Annotated in this window: 14 protein-coding genes; 8 read left to right on the top strand and 6 right to left on the bottom strand. The window is 61.5% G+C overall.

Going from position 1 to position 16,854, the window contains the following annotated elements:
- Positions 1 to 93: 93 nt before the first annotated feature.
- The 3 genes from JV201_RS27150 to JV201_RS27140 form a co-directional block, all read right to left on the bottom strand.
- Positions 94 to 1,059, bottom strand: coding sequence for an L-carnitine dehydrogenase (locus JV201_RS27150; RefSeq protein WP_219406240.1), 966 nt, complete (start codon positions 1,057 to 1,059; stop codon positions 94 to 96).
- Positions 1,060 to 1,236: 177 nt separating this feature from the next.
- Positions 1,237 to 2,124 carry a 3-keto-5-aminohexanoate cleavage protein gene (locus tag JV201_RS27145; RefSeq protein WP_003216924.1) on the bottom strand — a complete coding sequence of 296 codons (888 nt, stop codon included), beginning with the start codon at positions 2,122 to 2,124 and terminating at the stop codon, positions 1,237 to 1,239.
- A gap of 87 nt (positions 2,125 to 2,211) precedes the next feature.
- Positions 2,212 to 3,156 carry a choline ABC transporter substrate-binding protein gene (locus JV201_RS27140; protein WP_219406239.1) on the bottom strand — a complete coding sequence of 315 codons (945 nt, stop codon included), beginning with the start codon at positions 3,154 to 3,156 and terminating at the stop codon, positions 2,212 to 2,214.
- Between the two features lie 193 nt (positions 3,157 to 3,349).
- On the opposite strand from JV201_RS27140, the gene JV201_RS27135 reads away from it, so the two are divergent.
- A complete protein-coding gene (locus JV201_RS27135; protein ID WP_219406238.1) occupies positions 3,350 to 4,294 on the top strand; it encodes a GlxA family transcriptional regulator in 945 nt (314 codons plus the stop codon).
- Positions 4,295 to 4,432: 138 nt separating this feature from the next.
- Here JV201_RS27135 and JV201_RS27130 read toward each other — a convergent pair whose 3' ends face one another.
- Entirely contained in the window at positions 4,433 to 4,849 is a 417-nt protein-coding gene (locus JV201_RS27130; RefSeq protein WP_219406237.1) for a DUF3010 family protein, read from the bottom strand.
- A 42-nt stretch (positions 4,850 to 4,891) separates the two neighbouring features.
- Positions 4,892 to 5,293, bottom strand: a complete 402-nt coding sequence (locus JV201_RS27125; protein ID WP_003216930.1) for a lysozyme inhibitor LprI family protein — start codon at positions 5,291 to 5,293, stop codon at positions 4,892 to 4,894.
- A gap of 219 nt (positions 5,294 to 5,512) precedes the next feature.
- Between JV201_RS27125 and JV201_RS27120 the strand changes: the two genes are divergently transcribed.
- The 6 genes from JV201_RS27120 to JV201_RS27095 all read left to right on the top strand — a co-directional run bounded on the left by JV201_RS27120 (position 5,513) and on the right by JV201_RS27095 (position 13,273).
- Entirely contained in the window at positions 5,513 to 6,490 is a 978-nt protein-coding gene (locus JV201_RS27120; protein ID WP_003216932.1) for a dipeptidase, read from the top strand.
- 76 nt (positions 6,491 to 6,566) lie between these two features.
- Positions 6,567 to 7,097 carry a DUF5943 domain-containing protein gene (locus JV201_RS27115; protein WP_008430647.1) on the top strand — a complete coding sequence of 177 codons (531 nt, stop codon included), beginning with the start codon at positions 6,567 to 6,569 and terminating at the stop codon, positions 7,095 to 7,097.
- A 15-nt stretch (positions 7,098 to 7,112) separates the two neighbouring features.
- The gene (dgcA, locus tag JV201_RS27110; RefSeq protein ID WP_087694764.1) at positions 7,113 to 9,173 is read left to right on the top strand and encodes a dimethylglycine demethylation protein DgcA; all 2,061 of its coding nucleotides are present in this window, start codon (positions 7,113 to 7,115) and stop codon (positions 9,171 to 9,173) included.
- 158 nt (positions 9,174 to 9,331) lie between these two features.
- Complete coding sequence (gene dgcB, locus JV201_RS27105) at positions 9,332 to 11,272, top strand: dimethylglycine demethylation protein DgcB (protein WP_219406236.1); 1,941 nt, start codon at positions 9,332 to 9,334, stop codon at positions 11,270 to 11,272.
- Positions 11,272 to 12,492, top strand: coding sequence for an electron transfer flavoprotein subunit alpha/FixB family protein (locus tag JV201_RS27100; protein ID WP_008430652.1), 1,221 nt, complete (start codon positions 11,272 to 11,274; stop codon positions 12,490 to 12,492). Before dgcB ends, JV201_RS27100 begins: the two co-directional genes overlap by 1 nt.
- Before the next feature lie 10 nt (positions 12,493 to 12,502).
- The gene (locus JV201_RS27095; protein WP_102370063.1) at positions 12,503 to 13,273 is read left to right on the top strand and encodes an electron transfer flavoprotein subunit beta; all 771 of its coding nucleotides are present in this window, start codon (positions 12,503 to 12,505) and stop codon (positions 13,271 to 13,273) included.
- 801 nt (positions 13,274 to 14,074) lie between these two features.
- Here the strand turns inward: JV201_RS27095 and gbcA are convergent.
- Positions 14,075 to 15,370, bottom strand: a complete 1,296-nt coding sequence (gene gbcA / locus JV201_RS27090) for a glycine-betaine demethylase subunit GbcA (protein ID WP_003216945.1) — start codon at positions 15,368 to 15,370, stop codon at positions 14,075 to 14,077.
- Positions 15,371 to 15,650: 280 nt separating this feature from the next.
- Here gbcA and gbcB point away from each other — a divergent pair, with 280 nt between their 5' ends.
- On the top strand, positions 15,651 to 16,751 hold the full coding sequence (gene gbcB / locus JV201_RS27085) for a glycine-betaine demethylase subunit GbcB (protein WP_003216947.1): 1,101 nt from the start codon (positions 15,651 to 15,653) through the stop codon (positions 16,749 to 16,751).
- Positions 16,752 to 16,854: the final 103 nt, after the last annotated feature.

Here is a 16,854-nt window from a genome sequence, read left to right as displayed (position 1 = left end):
AACGCCTCCTGTGACGCTCTGCGTCACGCGTTGGGACGCAGAGCGTCCTGGGCTGCATTCCCACGCAGAGCGTGGGAACGATCTNNACAGCGGTTATTCGGCGAAGGTCATACCGTGTTTTTCCTTGGTGGTCTTCACCGCCTCCAGCACCGCCAGCAGGCAATCATCACGATAGCGCTCCAGCGCCGAAATGCTGTGTTTGCCCAACTGATCGCTGGTGCCGTCCACCACGTCGTCAATCAATTTGTCGGTCAATTCCGGCGCCGGCAGATAGGTCCACGGCAGCTGCAAGGCCGGGCCGAACTGCGCCATGAAATGCCGCATCCCGGCATCACCGCCCGCCAGTGTGTAGGTCAGGAACGTGCCCATGAACGACCAGCGCAAACCGGCGCCAAAGCGAATCGCATCATCGATCTCGCCGGTGGTTGCCACACCATCGTTCACCAGGTGCAACGCCTCACGCCACAGGGCTTCCAGCAGCCGGTCAGCGATAAAACCGGGCACTTCCTTACGCACATGCAAAGGGCGCATACCGAGGGATTCGTACACCTTGATTGCTGCCTGAATCGCTTCCGGCGCAGTGTTTTTGCCGCCTACCACTTCCACCAGCGGCAACAGGTAAACCGGGTTGAACGGATGCCCCACCACGCAACGTTCCGGGTGCGTGGAGCCTTCATAAAACTCGCTCGGCAACAACCCCGAAGTACTCGAACCAATCAACGCATTCGGCTTGGCCGCCGCGCTGATCTTGCTGTGCAATTCCAGCTTCAATTCCAGGCGTTCCGGGGCACTTTCCTGGATGAAGTCGGCGTCTTTCACGCACTCTTCAATCGTGGCCACAAAGCGCAGGCGGTCTTGCGAGGCACCCGGTGCACGGCCTTGTTTTTCCAGGGCGCCCCAAGCATTCGCGACACGTTTGCGCAGGGCCGCTTCGGCGCCGGGCGCAGGGTCCCAGGCCACCACGTCCAGGCCGTGGGCCAGGGCGCGGGATACCCAGCCGCTGCCGATAACACCGCTGCCCAGCGCGGCGAAGGTTTTGATTTCAGTGATAAAGCTCATGGCAAATTCCTAAAGAGTTCGGTGATTCTGTGTGAGAGCCAAGATCAAAATGTGGGAGCGGGCTTGCTCGCGAAAGCGGTCTGTCAGTTGATGCATTCGGTGGCTGATCCACCGCATTCGCGAGCAAGCCCGCTCCCACATTTGATTCGGTTCCTGCAGGGCGTCGTGCGGTGTGTCTTAGCCGCGCTTGGTCAGGCCCATCTTCACGCGGCCTTCGGCCGGGGTCATGACCCGCGCACCCAGGCGGCTGAGGATCTCGCTGGCGCGTTCCACCAACTGGCCGTTGGTCGCCAGCACGCCCTTGTCCAGCCACAGGTTGTCTTCCAGGCCGACCCGCACGTTGCCGCCCAGCAGCACTGCTTGCGCCGCCATCGGCATCTGCATGCGACCAATCCCGAAGCCGGCCCACACCGCGTCAGCCGGCAGGTTGTCGACCATGGCTTTCATGGTGGTGGTGTCGGCCGGCGCGCCCCACGGGATGCCCAGGCACAGCTGGAACAACGGGTTGTCGAGCAAGCCTTCCTTGATCATCTGCTTGGCGAACCACAGGTGGCCGGTGTCGAAAATCTCCAGCTCGGCTTTAACGCCCAGCTCTTGAATACGTTTGGCGCCAGCCCGCAGCTGGGCCGGGGTGGAGACGTAAATGGTGTCGCCGTCGCCAAAGTTCAGGGTGCCGCAGTCCAGGGTGCAGATTTCCGGCAGCAGCTCTTCCACGTGGGCCAGGCGGGTCAGCGGGCCCACCAGGTCGGTGTTGGGCCCGAATTCCATGGGGTTCTCGCCGCCACCGATTTCCAGGTCGCCACCCATGCCGGCGGTGAGGTTGACGATGATGTCGACGTCCGCCTCGCGGATGCGCTCCATCACTTCGCGGTACAGCGCCACGTCGCGGCTGAACTTGCCGGTCTCGGGGTCACGTACGTGGCAATGCACCACGGTGGCACCGGCCTTGGCTGCTTCCACCGCCGCGGCAGCGATTTGTTTCGGAGTGACCGGCACGTGAGGGCTTCTGGCGGTCGTGTCGCCAGCACCGGTGAGTGCGCAGGTGATGATGACGTCGTGGTTCATGAGGCAGGTTCCTTACAGGCGTGATTTTCAGGCGTAGTCATACCGTTCGCAGTCGGGAGCGGCTGCGAAACGGTGATTCAAGACAGGTTATTTGCTGGTCAATTGCAGGTTGGCTGCGGCGGGTTTGCCGTCGAAGGTGGTCACGCCTTCCAGCCAGCGCTGCTGGTCTTGCGGGTGATCCTTGAGCCATTGCTTGGCCGACTCGAAAGCGTCCTTGTGATCCAGCAGCGGCTGCATCATTCGGCTCTCGTCGGCGGCGGTGAAGGTCAGGTTGCTCAGCAACTTGTGCACGTTGGGGCATTGCTCGGCGTAGGTCGGCGAGGTGACGGACCACACGGTGGCCATGCCTTCGTTCGGGCCCAGCGCGTCATCACTGCCGGTGAGGTAAGTCATCGCCACGTTGACGTTCATCGGGTGCGGCGCCCAGCCGAAGAACACCACGGCCTCCTTGCGGCGCACGGCGCGGTCGACGGCGGCGAGCATGCCGGCCTCGCTGGATTCCACCAGTTGGAACTTGCCCAGGCCAAACTGATTCTTGGCGATCATCGCCTTGATCTGGGTGTTGGCGCCCGAGCCCGGTTCAATGCCGTAGATCTTGCCGCCCAGTTCTTTTTCAAACCTGGCGATGTCGGCGAAGGTCTTCAGGCCCTTGTCGGCCAGGTAAGTCGGCACCGCCAGGGTCGCGCGGGCGTCTTCCAGGGACGGCTTGTCGAGCACCTTGACCTGCTTGGCGTCGACAAACGGGGTGATGGTCTGGGTCATCAGCGGGTTCCAGTAGCCCAGGAACATGTCCAGGCGCTGGTCGCGAATACCGGCAAAGATGATTTGCTGGGACGCGCTGGTCTGTTTGGTCTTGTAGCCGAGGCCGTCGAGCAACACTTGAGTCATGGCACTGGTGGCGATTACGTCGGTCCAGTTCACCACGCCCATGCGCACGTTCTGGCAAGAAGCCGCATCGGCTGCCATGACGTTGGTGCTCAAAATGGCGCTGGCGCTGAGTGCGAGCACACAGCGGCTGATCAGTCGGTTCATGGTGGTTCCCTCGGCAGGTTGTTATTGTGGGTTCCGGCGTCTTTGTGCACCGTGCAGCCAAGTTACGCAGCTTGGTCCCCGACAAAACGCACGGCGGCGACCAGCTCTTGCACTGCAGCGACCTGCCCCCTTGAATGACCGATTGAACTGGCGTATCACAGTGACCACGCTGTCCGTCCTACGAGAGCGCTCCATGTCCCAGGATTTCTACTTTCTGCTGATGCCGGGCTTCTCCGCCATCGGCTTTATCTCCGCGATCGAACCTTTACGTGTCGCCAATCGTTTTCGCGGCGAGCTGTACCGCTGGCACGTCTTGAGCGCCGACGGCGGCGCGGTGCTGGCGAGCAATGGCATGTCGGTCAACGCCGACGCCGCGCTGGAGCCGCTGAAAAAAGGCTCGACCTTATTGGTGGTGGCCGGCTTCGAACCGCTGAAGTTCGCCACGCCCGCACTGGAACACTGGCTGCGTCGCCTTGATCACGAAGGCGTGACCCTCGGCGCCATCGACACTGGCGCCTGCGTACTCGCCGAAGCCGGCCTGCTCGACGGCCACCGCCTGACCCTGCACTGGGAAGCCATCGACGCCTTCAAGGAATCTTATCCACAGCTGACGGTAACCCAGGAGCTGTTCGAGATCGACCGCCGGCGCATCACCTCGGCGGGCGGCACCGCGTCCATCGACCTGATGCTCGACCTGATCAGCCAGGCTCACGGGCCAGAGTTGGCGATCCAGGTGTCCGAGCAATTCGTGCTCGGCCGCATCCGCCCGCGCAAAGACCACCAACGCATGCAGATCGCCACGCGCTACGGCATCAACAACAAGAAGTTGGTGCAGGTGATTGGGGAGATGGAACAGCACACGGAACCGCCGTTGAGCACACTGGCGCTGGCGGAGGCGATCAAGGTCACGCGGCGGCAGTTGGAGCGCTTGTTTCGGCTGCACCTGAACGACACACCGAGCAACTTCTACCTGGGTTTACGCCTGGAAAAGGCTCGGCAGTTGTTGCGCCAGAGCGACCTGAGCGTGCTGGAGGTGAGCATCGCCTGCGGGTTTGAGTCGCCGTCGTATTTCACCCGCAGCTACCGGGCAAGGTTTGCCAAGTGCCCAAGGGAAGATCGGCGCCGGGAAGCGGTATGAACACCGCTCTTGAGAACAATGCAGATCAAATGTGGGAGCGGGCTTGCTCGCGAAAGCGGTGGATCAGTCGGTACATGTATTGACTGACACACCGCATTCGCGAGCAAGCCCGCTCCCACGGGGGATGTGCGATGTAGCTTATTTCTTCAGCAGGGCTGAACACGCGGCCTTGTAAGCCTCATGCTGATACTTGTTCAGCGTCGCCGGCAGGGCAAAGTCGTGTTTCTTGTTCTGCGCATTGATGGTCTGCGGCGACAGCAGCGTCACTTCAACGCCGTCCAGCAACTGAAACACACCTTCAATCTTGAACGTAGTCGGGCCACCGGCGAATTCGCCTTTCTTGCTGCGCTTCTTGATGGCGATGCGGCTGATGCCGTTTTCCCGCACAAACGCGCTGACCTGAGCGGCGAAGGCCTTGACGTTGGCCGCCTCATCATCGTCTTCAAGGGCGATTTTCTTGGTGGCCAGGGCTACATGGCTCAATGCCTGACCGTCGAGCGAGGCGACAGCAATAATGGCTTCGCTGCCTTTGATTTCGATGCCGCAGATTGTCATGAATAGCCTTGATTCTGAGTAAAGAGTGGAGGGGATTGTCGCTTATTCCTGCCCAATCGACTCCAAAAACTCCGACCGTTCATCACTCATCCGCGCCAGACAATCATTCTGCTGGATCGCATATGCCTTGCTTCCCGCCACTGCCGGAAAGGTATCTACGGCGCAATCCGCATCACGTAACTTTTCCCACTTCTGCTGGGCATCCTTCAGACGAGCGGTAATGTCCGCCAGCTGCGTCTTGTTGCTGCCATAGGTCGAACCCATGCGTTCCAGCAAGCCCTGGTAGTTATCCTTGAGCAGTTGTTCGGCGGTGGTTTTGTTGTAGGTGGCGCATTCCAGGGTTTGCTTGTCGTTCTCGATGCCATCGCAGGGCGTGCTGTCGGTGTCTTCAGCAGCGTGTACGCCGGTTGCGATGAGTGCCAAAGCCAGGAAAATCGATTTCATTGCGCCGTCTCATATCAGTTGATGAGCAAATTCTGGCTCAAGCGTAAGACAAAGAACAGACACCCGTCAGAGATGTCATGTTGGCCTTTGTCGCGGATTGACGCTTTCGGCAATTCCCTTGTCGTTTTTGCACCCGGCTCCTTCTGCCCCGGGGCATATGCTGGCCCCAAAGCGCCGGCAGACGATTCGGCGCATGAATCGCCAATAAGGGGACGCCTGATGAGCCCAGCCGAATTGCACGCCGACAGCATCGTTATCGACGGGCTGATCATTGCCAAGTGGAACCGCGACCTGTTCGAAGACATGCGCAAGGGTGGCCTCACCGCTGCCAACTGCACCGTGTCGGTATGGGAAGGGTTCCAGGCCACCATTAACAACATCGTGGCCAGCCAGACCCTGATTCGCGAAAACAGCGACCTGGTGATCCCGGTGAAAACCACCGCCGATATCCGTCGCGCCAAGGAACAGGGCAAGACCGGCATCATCTTCGGCTTCCAGAACGCCCACGCGTTTGAAGACCAGCTCGGCTACGTCGAGATCTTCAAGCAGCTCGGGGTTGGCGTGGTGCAGATGTGCTACAACACCCAGAACCTGGTGGGCACCGGCTGCTATGAGCGCGATGGCGGCCTGTCGGGCTTCGGTCGCGAGGTCGTCGCCGAGATGAACCGCGTCGGCATCATGTGCGACCTGTCACACGTGGGCTCCAAGACCTCCGAAGAAGTCATCCTCGAATCGAAAAAGCCGGTGTGCTACTCCCACTGCCTGCCTTCAGGCCTCAAAGAGCACCCGCGCAACAAGTCCGATGAAGAGCTGAAGTTCATCGCCGACCACGGTGGCTTTGTCGGCGTGACCATGTTCGCGCCGTTCCTGGCCAAGGGCATCGACTCGACCATCGACGACTACGCCGAAGCCATCGAATACACCATGAACATCGTGGGCGAAGACGCCATCGGCATCGGCACCGACTTCACCCAGGGCCATGGCCAGGATTTCTTCGAAATGCTGACCCACGACAAGGGCTACGCCCGCCGCCTGACCAGCTTCGGCAAGATCATCAACCCGCTGGGCATCCGCACCGTGGGCGAGTTCCCGAACCTCACCGAGACCCTGCTCAAGCGCGGCCATCCCGAGCGCGTGGTGCGCAAGATCATGGGCGAAAACTGGGTCAACGTCCTGAAGGACGTCTGGGGCGAATAAGCCACCACTCACGCCTCTTTTCCCCCAACCTTATGCGTTGGGGGCTTATCAAAGCATTTTCCGGAGTTAAGTTTCCATGGCCAAGATCGCCCCTCAATTGCCTATCGAAGTCGACAGCGAAACCGGTGTCTGGACCTCCGACGCCCTGCCGATGCTGTACGTGCCGCGCCATTTCTTCGTCAATAATCACATGGGGATCGAAGAAGTCCTGGGCAGCGAGGCCTACGCCGAAATCCTCTACAAGGCCGGCTACAAATCCGCCTGGCACTGGTGTGAAAAAGAAGCTGAATGCCACGGCCTGGAAGGCGTCGCAGTGTTCGAGCACTACATGAAGCGCCTGTCGCAGCGCGGCTGGGGCCTGTTCAAGATCCAGGACATCGACCTCGATAAAGGCACCGCCAGCGTCAAGCTCGAGCACTCGGCGTTTGTCTACGTGTACGGCAAGGTCGGGCGCAAGGTCGACTACATGTTCACCGGCTGGTTTGCCGGCGCGATGGACCAGATTCTCGAAGCCCGCGGCAGCAAGATCCGCACCGTTGCGGAACAGGTATACGGCGGCTCCGAAGAGGGCCACGACGACGGCCTGTTCACCGTCAAGCCGTTGTAAGTCGAGGACCCTGCCATGGCTTTCGAAGCAATGTTTGCGCCGATCCAGATCGGCAAACTGACCATCCGCAACCGCGTGCTCAGTACCGCCCACGCTGAGGTGTATGCCACCGACGGCGGCATGACCACCGACCGCTATGTGAAGTACTACGAAGAGAAAGCCAAGGGCGGGATCGGCCTGGCGATCTGCGGCGGTTCTTCCAGTGTCGCCATCGACAGCCCGCAAGGCTGGTGGAAGTCGGTGAACCTGGCGGATGACCGGATCATCCCGCACTTCCAGAACCTGGCCGACGCCATGCACAAGCATGGCGCCAAGATCATGATCCAGATTACCCACATGGGCCGTCGCTCGCGCTGGGACGGCGAGCATTGGCCCACGCTGCTGTCGCCCTCGGGCATCCGCGAGCCGGTGCACCGCGCCACCTGCAAGACCATCGAGCCTGAAGAAATCTGGCGGGTGATCGGCAACTACGCTACCGCTGCGGCACGGGCCAAGGCCGGTGGCCTGGACGGTGTGGAGCTGTCGGCGGTGCACCAGCACATGATCGACCAGTTCTGGAGCCCTCGGGTCAACAAACGTACTGACGAATGGGGCGGCAGCTTCGAAAACCGCATGCGTTTCGGCCTTGAGGTGTTGAAGGCGGTGCGCAAGGAAGTCGGCCCGGATTTCTGCGTCGGCATCCGTTTGTGCGGCGACGAATTCCATCCGGACGGCCTGTCCCACGAGGACATGAAACAGATCGCCAAGTACTACGACGACACCGGCATGCTCGACTTCATCGGCGTGGTCGGCTCGGGGTGCGACACCCACAACACCCTGGCCAACGTTATCCCGAACATGAGTTATCCACCGGAGCCGTTCCTGCACCTGGCGGCCGGCATCAAGGAAGTGGTCAAGGCCCCGGTGCTGCACGCGCAGAACATCAAGGACCCGAACCAGGCCACGCGCATCCTGGAAGGCGGCTACGTGGACATGGTCGGCATGACCCGCGCCCACATCGCCGACCCGCACCTGATCGCCAAGATCAAGATGGGCCAGATCGACCAGATCAAACAGTGCGTCGGCGCCAACTACTGCATCGACCGCCAGTACCAGGGCCTGGATGTGCTGTGCATCCAGAACGCCGCCACTTCCCGTGAATACATGGGCGTGCCGCACATCATCGAGAAATCCACCGGGCCAAAACGCAAAGTCGTGGTGGTGGGTGCCGGCCCGGCCGGGATGGAAGCGGCGCGGGTGGCTGCCGAACGTGGCCACGACGTGACGCTGTTCGAGAAGAAAGAATTTATCGGCGGGCAAATCACCACTGCATCGAAAGCCCCGCAGCGTGACCAGATTGCCGGGATCACCCGCTGGTTCCAGTTGGAACTGGCGCGCCTGAACGTCGACCTGCGCCTGGGCGTGGCGGCGGACGCGGCGACCATCCTCGACCTGCGCCCGGACGTGGTGGTGCTGGCGGTGGGCGGTCATCCGTTCCTGGAGCAAAACGAACACTGGGGCGCGGCTGAAGGCCTGGTGGTCAGCAGCTGGGACGTGCTCGACGGCAAGGTTCTACCTGGCAAGAACGTGCTGGTGTACGACACCATCTGCGAGTTCACCGGCATGTCGGTGGCCGACTTCCTCGCGGACAAGGGCAGCCAGGTCGAGATCGTCACCGACGACATCAAGCCGGGCGTGGCCGTGGGCGGTACGTCGTTCCCGACGTACTACCGCAGCATGTACCCCAAGGAAGTGATCATGACCGGCGACATGATGCTGGAAAAGGTCTACCGCGAAGGCGACAAGCTGGTGGCGGTGCTGGAGAACGAATACACCGGGGCCAGGGAAGAGCGGGTGGTGGACCAGGTGGTGGTCGAGAACGGCGTGCGTCCGGACGAAGAGCTCTACTACGGGCTCAAGGCAGGCTCGCGCAACAAGGGCCAGATGGACATCGAGGCCCTGTTCGCGATCAAGCCGCAGCCGTGCCTGAGCGAGCCGGGCGAGGGGTACTTGCTGTTCCGCATTGGTGACTGCGTGGCCCAGCGTAATACCCACGCGGCCATCTATGACGCCCTGCGCCTGTGCAAGGATTTCTGACGAGGTGTACTCGGTCAAATGTGGGAGCGGGCTTGCTCGCGAAAGCGGTGTGTCAGCCACTGGATGCATCGACTGACACGCTGCCTTCGCGAGCAAGCCCGCTCCCACATTTTGGGCCAGTTTCACAGTAGACCTGTGTGGTCTTCGGGAGCTTCACCATGTTGAACACCCTTCTTCCCATCCTGCTCTTCGCCGCCCTGGGCCTTGCCGTCCTCGGCGCGCTGCGCCGGGTGAACATGTGGCGCCGCGGCCGGTCCTCCAAGGTCGACTTGCTCGGCGGCCTGTTGGCCATGCCCAAGCGCTACATGGTCGACCTGCACCATGTGGTCGCCCGCGACAAATACATCGCCAACACCCACGTCGCCACCGCCCTGGGCTTTGTGCTCTCGGCGCTGCTGGCGATCCTGGTGCACGGTTTCGGCCTGCATAACCGCATCCTCGGCTACGCCTTGCTGTTGGCTTCGGTGCTGATGTTTGTCGGCGCCACCTTCGTCTACCTGCGCCGTTGCAACCCGCCTGCACGCCTGTCGAAAGGCCCGTGGATGCGCCTGCCGAAAAGCCTGATGGCGTTCTCGGTGAGCTTCTTCCTGGTGACCTTGCCGGTGGCCGGGATTCTGCCGGCGGACTTCGGCGGCTGGCTGCTCGCCGCGCTGCTGAGCCTGGGCGTGTTGTGGGGCGTGTCGGAAATGTTCTTCGGCATGACCTGGGGCGGGCCGATGAAACACGCCTTCGCTGGTGCCCTGCACCTGGCCTGGCACCGCCGCGCCGAACGCTTCGGCGGCGGCCGTTCCACCGGTTTGAAACCCCTGGACCTCGCGGATAAAAGCGCGCCCCTGGGCGTGGAAAAACCGGTGGATTTCACCTGGAACCAACTGCTCGGCTTCGACGCCTGCGTGCAGTGCGGCAAGTGCGAAGCCGCGTGCCCGGCGTTCGCCGCCGGCCAGCCACTGAACCCGAAAAAACTTATCCAGGACATGGTCGTCGGCCTGGCCGGTGGCACCGACGCCAAGTTCGCCGGCAGCCCGTATCCGGGCAAAGCCATCGGCGAACACGCCGGCAACCCGCACCAGCCAATCGTCAATGGCCTGGTGGACGCCGAGACCCTGTGGTCGTGCACCACTTGCCGCGCCTGCGTGGAAGAGTGCCCGATGATGATCGAGCACGTGGACGCCATCGTCGACATGCGCCGCCACCTCACCCTGGAAAAAGGCGCGACCCCGAACAAGGGCGCCGAAGTCCTGGAAAACCTGATCGCCACCGACAACCCGGGCGGTTTCGCACCGGGCGGGCGGATGAACTGGGCGGCGGATTTGAACCTGCCCTTGCTCAGCGACAGGAAAACCGTCGAGGTGCTGTTCTGGGTCGGCGACGGTGCCTTCGACATGCGCAACCAGCGCACCCTGCGCTCGTTCGTCAAAGTGCTGAAAGCCGCCAAGGTCGACTTCGCCGTACTGGGCCTTGAAGAGCGCGACAGCGGCGACGTGGCGCGGCGCCTGGGCGATGAAGCCACTTTCCAGCTGCTGGCCGCACGCAATATCCAGACCCTGGCCAAGTACAGCTTCAAGCGCATCGTCACCTGCGACCCCCACAGTTTCCACGTGCTGAAAAACGAATACGGCGCCTTCGATGGCAACTACCTGGTGCAGCACCACAGCACCTACATGGCCGAACTAATCGACGCCGGCGCCCTGAACCTGGGCCAGCACAAAGGCAACAGCGTGACCTATCACGACCCGTGCTACCTGGGCCGCTACAACGGTGAGTACGAGGCACCGCGCCAAGTGCTGCGGGCGCTGGGGATCGAGGTCAAGGAAATGCAGCGCTCCGGTTTCCGCTCGCGCTGCTGCGGTGGCGGTGGCGGGGCGCCGATCACCGATATTCCCGGCAAGCAGCGGATTCCCGACATGCGCATGGAAGACATCCGCGAGACCGGCGCCGAACTGGTGGCCGTGGGCTGTCCACAGTGCACGGCGATGCTGGAAGGCGTGGTCGAACCGCGTCCGTTGATCAAAGACATTGCCGAACTGGTAGCTGACGCGTTGCTTGAAGACGCGGCACCGGCCAAGGCGCCGAAGCGCGAACCTGCGGAGGTGCATTGATGAGCGACATTATCCGCCGCGACCCACGGGCCGAATGGATCGCCCGTAACCGCCTGCACCCGCTGCACGCGGCGATGCAGCCGGTGCAACACAGCTGGATGGGGCCCAATGGGGTCATCCGCAAGAACGTGCACGGTGTCGGTTTTATCGGCCCCAACGGCATCAAGCGTATTGACCGCAGCGGCGCCCAGCAGGGCGGCGCGGCCAAGCGTACGGCAGCGGTGGAAGTGCAGTTGCCGCTGCATCAGGTACCGGCGCCCGCTTTCTACATCAACGTGGTGCCGGACATGGTCGGCGGCCGCCTGAGCAGCCACGACCGCGACTTGCTGGGCCTGGCCCGGCAACTGGCCGGCGACGACGGTGCGGTATTGGCCGTGGTGTTCGGCGAACACAAGGAAAACGCCTTCGCCACTGCCGGTGTGGATCGGCTGCTGGTGTTGGACGGGCATGAATTCGACGGTTATTCACCGGAGCAACGGGTTCACGGCCTGCGGGCTGTGGATAACCAGTTCAACCCGCGCCACTGGTTGCTGCCGGACAGCCGCAGCGGCGGTGGTGAATTGGGCCGGCGCTTTGCCGCAAGCCTCAAGGAGCGCCCGGCCACGCGGGTCTGGCAGATCAAGGGCCAGGAATGTATTGGCCGTGCAGGCGCGGGTCAGGAGGATCTTGCCCGCCCACTGCCACGGATGATCCTGGCTGCGGCGGAGTGCGCCGATCCCGTCAGCGAAACCCGTCACGAAGTGCTGCCGGTGGAGTTATCCACAAGCCTGGCCCGCAGCCTTGCGCGTATCGAAGATTTGGGTGCGGTGGCCGTGGACCCGGCGGCGATTCCCATGGCCGAAGCCGAATTTATTTTCTCCGGTGGCAACGGGGTCAAGGACTGGGCACTGTTCCACCAGACCGCTGCCGCGTTGGGCGCCACCGAAGGTGCTTCGCGGGTGGCGGTGGATGACGGCTTCATGGCGCGCGATCGCCAGGTCGGCGCCAGCGGTACCTGGGTCACCGCGCGGGTTTACGTGGCGGTGGGGATTTCCGGGGCGATCCAGCACCTTCAAGGCATTGGTGCCTGCGACAAGGTGGTGGCGATCAACCTCGACCCAGGCTGCGACATGATCAAGCGTGCCGACCTGTCGGTGATCGGCGAAAGCGCCGCGATACTGCAAGCCTTGATCGTTGCGGTCGAGGCCTACCGCCACGGTGCCAAGCGCGATGCAGCTTAAGGAAATGGCCATGACGACGAATGTAATCAGCCTGGTGTCCATCGGTGCCCACCCGACTTCCGGCCGTCCACGCCGGGCGGAGCAAGACGCGCGCGCTGTGGAACTGGGCCTGCAACTGGCTGGGGATAACCTGCAAGTGCTGCACGCCGGCGACATCGGCGAACCCACCCTGCGCGCTTACCTGGGCATGGGCTTGCCGCAGTTGCACGTGCTTGAACAACCGGCCGGGGCAGACGCCTTGCCGGTGCTCGGCGACTATCTGCGGGACGCGGGCGCCCAAGTGGTGCTCACCGGCAGCCAGGCGGAAACCGGCGAAGGCTCGGGGATGTTGCCGTTCCTGCTGGCCGAGCAACTGGGTTGGCCGTTGATTGTCGGCCTGGCCCAGGTGGAATCCATCGAAGGCGGTGTGGCCCATGTGCTGCAGGCCTTGCCTCGCGGCCAACGGCGGCGGCTGAAGGTGCGCCTGCCGTTTATGGCCACGGTGGATAACGCGGCGCCCAAGCCACGGCAAAGCGCCTACGGCCCGGCGCAACGCGGTGAGCTGACGGCCCATGACGTCGAGGTGTTGGAGGATGAGTTATTCACAGGCGCTGTATTGCAGCCGGCCAAGCCTCGGCCCAAGCGCCTCAAGGTGATCAAGGCCAAAAGCGGTGCCGACCGGATGAAGGCTGCAACGGCCAAGGCCAGCGGCGGCGGTGGGCAGGTGCTCAAAGGCGTGAGCCCGGAAGCGGGCGCTGAAGCCATTCTTAAATTGCTTATAGAAGAAGGTGTAGTGCGCTGATCTACTGTGGGAGCGGGCTTGCTCGCGAAGGCGGTGTGTCAGGTAACTCATGTACCGACTGATCCGCCGCTTTCGCGAGCAAGCCCGCTCCCACACTGTTTTGCGGCGATTGTGGCTTTACCCACAATCCCTGTTAACCCACCTGTGGATAACCTGTTCGCGGCTGTCCACACCCCATGCAAATCAAGCCCTCCAGCTCGCTGTACGAAAAATAACCAACCTAACTGACGGTTTTTCCTTGGGTTTTTCTGTGGATAAGGAAAATACCCGGCGCAGACTTGCCCCCAAAGTCTGTTGGTGCTTCTGTGGATAAGATGTTCGCTATCCGCTGTAGGCCATATAAAACGTGACTTACAGTGTGCTGGTTAAAATATAACCAATATCGCCGTTCCAGCTGAGTTTTGCTCTCAAAGCCGCGATTTTCCTCGGTTTAAGCCGGTTTTCCACAGATGGCCCAAAGTTGCCCCCAAAGTCTGTTGGCGCTTCTGTGGATAAGGTGTTTGCGTTCCTCTGTAGCCCATGCAGGACGTGGCTTTCAGGCTTTAGTTCAAAAAATGATCAATGTGGGATAAAACCGGTACCTTTGAATAAGTCACGGATTTTCTTGGTTTTATTTCGACGGGAAAGCGCAGTTGTCCACAATTGCTGTGGGTGGCTTTGTGGATAAGTTGTTGGGCAATGGCTGGAAGTAAGGCGGGCAGCGGTCTGTCACGGTGTTGGATGAATTTTGTACAGTCACAAACCAGTGTGGGGGCCGGGCAAGCCCGGCTCCCACATTTTGATCGGCGGCGTGTCAGCCGGTTACTCGTGTACGGCGACGCCTTTCAGATACGGCGCTGGCGCCGCCCCCAGGTTGCTCAGCATCCGCTCGCTGTACCAGTCCACAAAGTTGACCACACCAAACTCATAGGTCTTGGAGTACGGACCTGGCTGATACGCGGTGGAGTTGATGCCGCGCTGGTTCTCTTCGGCCAGGCGACGGTCCTGGTCATTGGTGGCGTCCCACACTTTGCGCATGCGCTCGACGTCGTAGTCCACACCCTCCACGGCGTCCTTGTGCACGATCCACTTGGTGGTGACCATGGTTTCCTGGGCACTGATCGGCCACACGGTGAACACAATGATGTGGTCGCCCATGCAGTGGTTCCACGAGTGAGGCAGGTGCAGGATGCGCATCGAGCCCAGGTCCGGGTTCTTGATGCGGCCCATCAGCTTGTTGCAGCCTTGCTTGCCGTCGAGGGTCATCGACACGGTGCCCTTGAGCAGCGGCATGCGCACGATGCGGTTACGCAGGCCGAAGCTGGCGTGGGCGTAAGGGATCTTTTCGGCATCCCAGGCGGCGGCGGAGGCGGCCACGTGGTCCTTGAAGGCCTGGTCGGCCCGCGGGTCGGTAACGTCGTCCCATTCCAGCAGGGTTTTCAACAGTTCCGGGTGCGACGCGTTGCAGTGGTAGCACTCGCGGTTGTTTTCCAGCACCAGCTTCCAGTTGGCTTTTTCAAACAAGGTGGTCTGGATCGCCACCTTGGTGTTCTCCATGTCGTAGGGTTCCATGTAGTGGCTCAAGGTCGACAGGAAGTCGTCGATGGCCGGCGGGTTCTCCGACAGGCTGATAAAGATGTAGCCACCGGCGGTCTTCACATTCACCGGCTTGAGGCCGTATTGCTTCATGTCGAAGTCGGCGCCCATTTCGGTACCGGCGAACAGCAGGCGGCCGTCCAGTTCATAGGTCCACTGGTGGTAATGGCACACCAGCTTGGCGACCTTGCCCTTGTCGCTGGTGCACAGGCGCGAACCGCGGTGGCGACACACGTTATGGAACGCGTGCACCACGCCGTCGGCGCCACGGATCACGATGATCGGGTTCTTGCCCACTTGCAGGGTGATGTAGTTGCCCTTGGCGGGGATCTCGCAGGTCATGCCGGCGATCAACCACTCTTTCTGGAAAATTTCCTGCATGTCGATATCGAACAGCCGCTCATCAGAGTAAAACGGCTGCGGCAGCGAAAAGGTCCGCTCGCGTTCTTGCAGCATTTGCGCAGTGGCCTTGCGTGCGGGTTCCAGCGGATCGCCCAAGCTTAAGGTTGCGGTGACGTCCATCGTGTGTGTCCTCATGGCCATTCTGTGTGGCCGGCGAATAGTGGCTAGGTTTTGCAGCAAGGCGTAAAGAAAGCGTCTTTGTTGGGAGCGAGTGTGGGCCCCACAACGGCCAGAACCTTATCCATGAACGACATGGCCCACTCTGTTCCCGACGCGCAACCCCCGTGGTATGGGGGCTGGTCGCGATAAGTATGTGAATGTCGCAGATAGGTAAATGGGTGGTTCTCGCGTTACGCAGAATCGCCACCATAAGGCCGATCACACGGCTATGGAGAACAGCATGTCCAACAGCTTCCTGAACCCGGTAACAACCCAGACCTGGGCCAATGGTCGGCACATCGTCCGTTGCGTCAAAGTCATCCAGGAAACCTGGGACGTGCGCACCTTCTGTTTTATGGCCGACCAGCCGATCCTGTTCTTTTTCAAGCCCGGGCAGTTCGTCACCCTGGAGCTGGAAATCGACGGCCAGCCGATCATGCGTTCGTACACTATTTCCAGTTCGCCGTCGGTGCCTTACAGCTTTTCGGTGACCATCAAGCGCGTGCCGGGCGGCAAGGTGTCCAACTGGTTGCATGACACGCTGCACGAAGGCCAGGAGCTGGCGGTGCACGGGCCGGTGGGGCTGTTCAATGCCATCGACTTCCCGAGCCCGAAAGTGCTGTACCTCAGTGGTGGTGTCGGTATTACCCCGGTGATGTCCATGGCGCGCTGGTTCTACGACACCAACGCCAACGTCGACATGACGTTTATCCACAGCGCCCGCTCGCCAAAGGACATCATTTACCACCGCGAGCTGGAGCATATGGCGTCGCGGATTGATAACTTCAGCCTGCACCTGATTTGCGAGAAACACGGCCTGGGTGAACCCTGGGCCGGTTATCGCGGTTACCTGAACCACAAGATGCTCGAACTGATGGTGCCGGACTTCCTGGAGCGGGAAGTCTTCTGTTGCGGCCCGACGCCTTACATGAACGCGGTAAAGCGCCTGCTGGAAGCCGCCGGCTTCGACATGGCGCGTTATCACGAAGAATCCTTCGGCGCGACGCCACCGGAAGCCCGGGCCGACGCGGTGGAACAAGCCGAACAAGCGGCGGATGCACCGGAGATCGACCTGGCGGACCTGCATCAGGTGGAATTCATTGCCTCTGGCAAGAGCATCCGCGTGGCACCGGGCGAGACCGTGCACGCAGCGGCGGCCAAGCTTGGCCTGCTGATTCCGAAAGCTTGCGGCATGGGGATCTGTGGGACGTGCAAGGTGCTGAAGCTGGGCGGGGAGGTCGAGATGGACCACAACGGCGGGATCACCGAGGAAGACGAAGCCGAGGGTTACATCCTGTCGTGCTGCAGCGTGCCGAAGGGTGATGTGCGCATCGAGTTCTAATGATCGTTCCCACGCTCCGCGTGGGAATGCCTCCTTGGACGCTCCGCTGTGTGACGCGGAGCGTCACGGGCTGCATTCCCACGCAGAGCGTGGGAACGATCAG

Source organism: Pseudomonas sp. Colony2, from assembly GCF_019382755.1.
Lineage (GTDB): Bacteria > Pseudomonadota > Gammaproteobacteria > Pseudomonadales > Pseudomonadaceae > Aquipseudomonas.
This window is presented reverse-complemented; position numbering and strand designations above follow the sequence as displayed.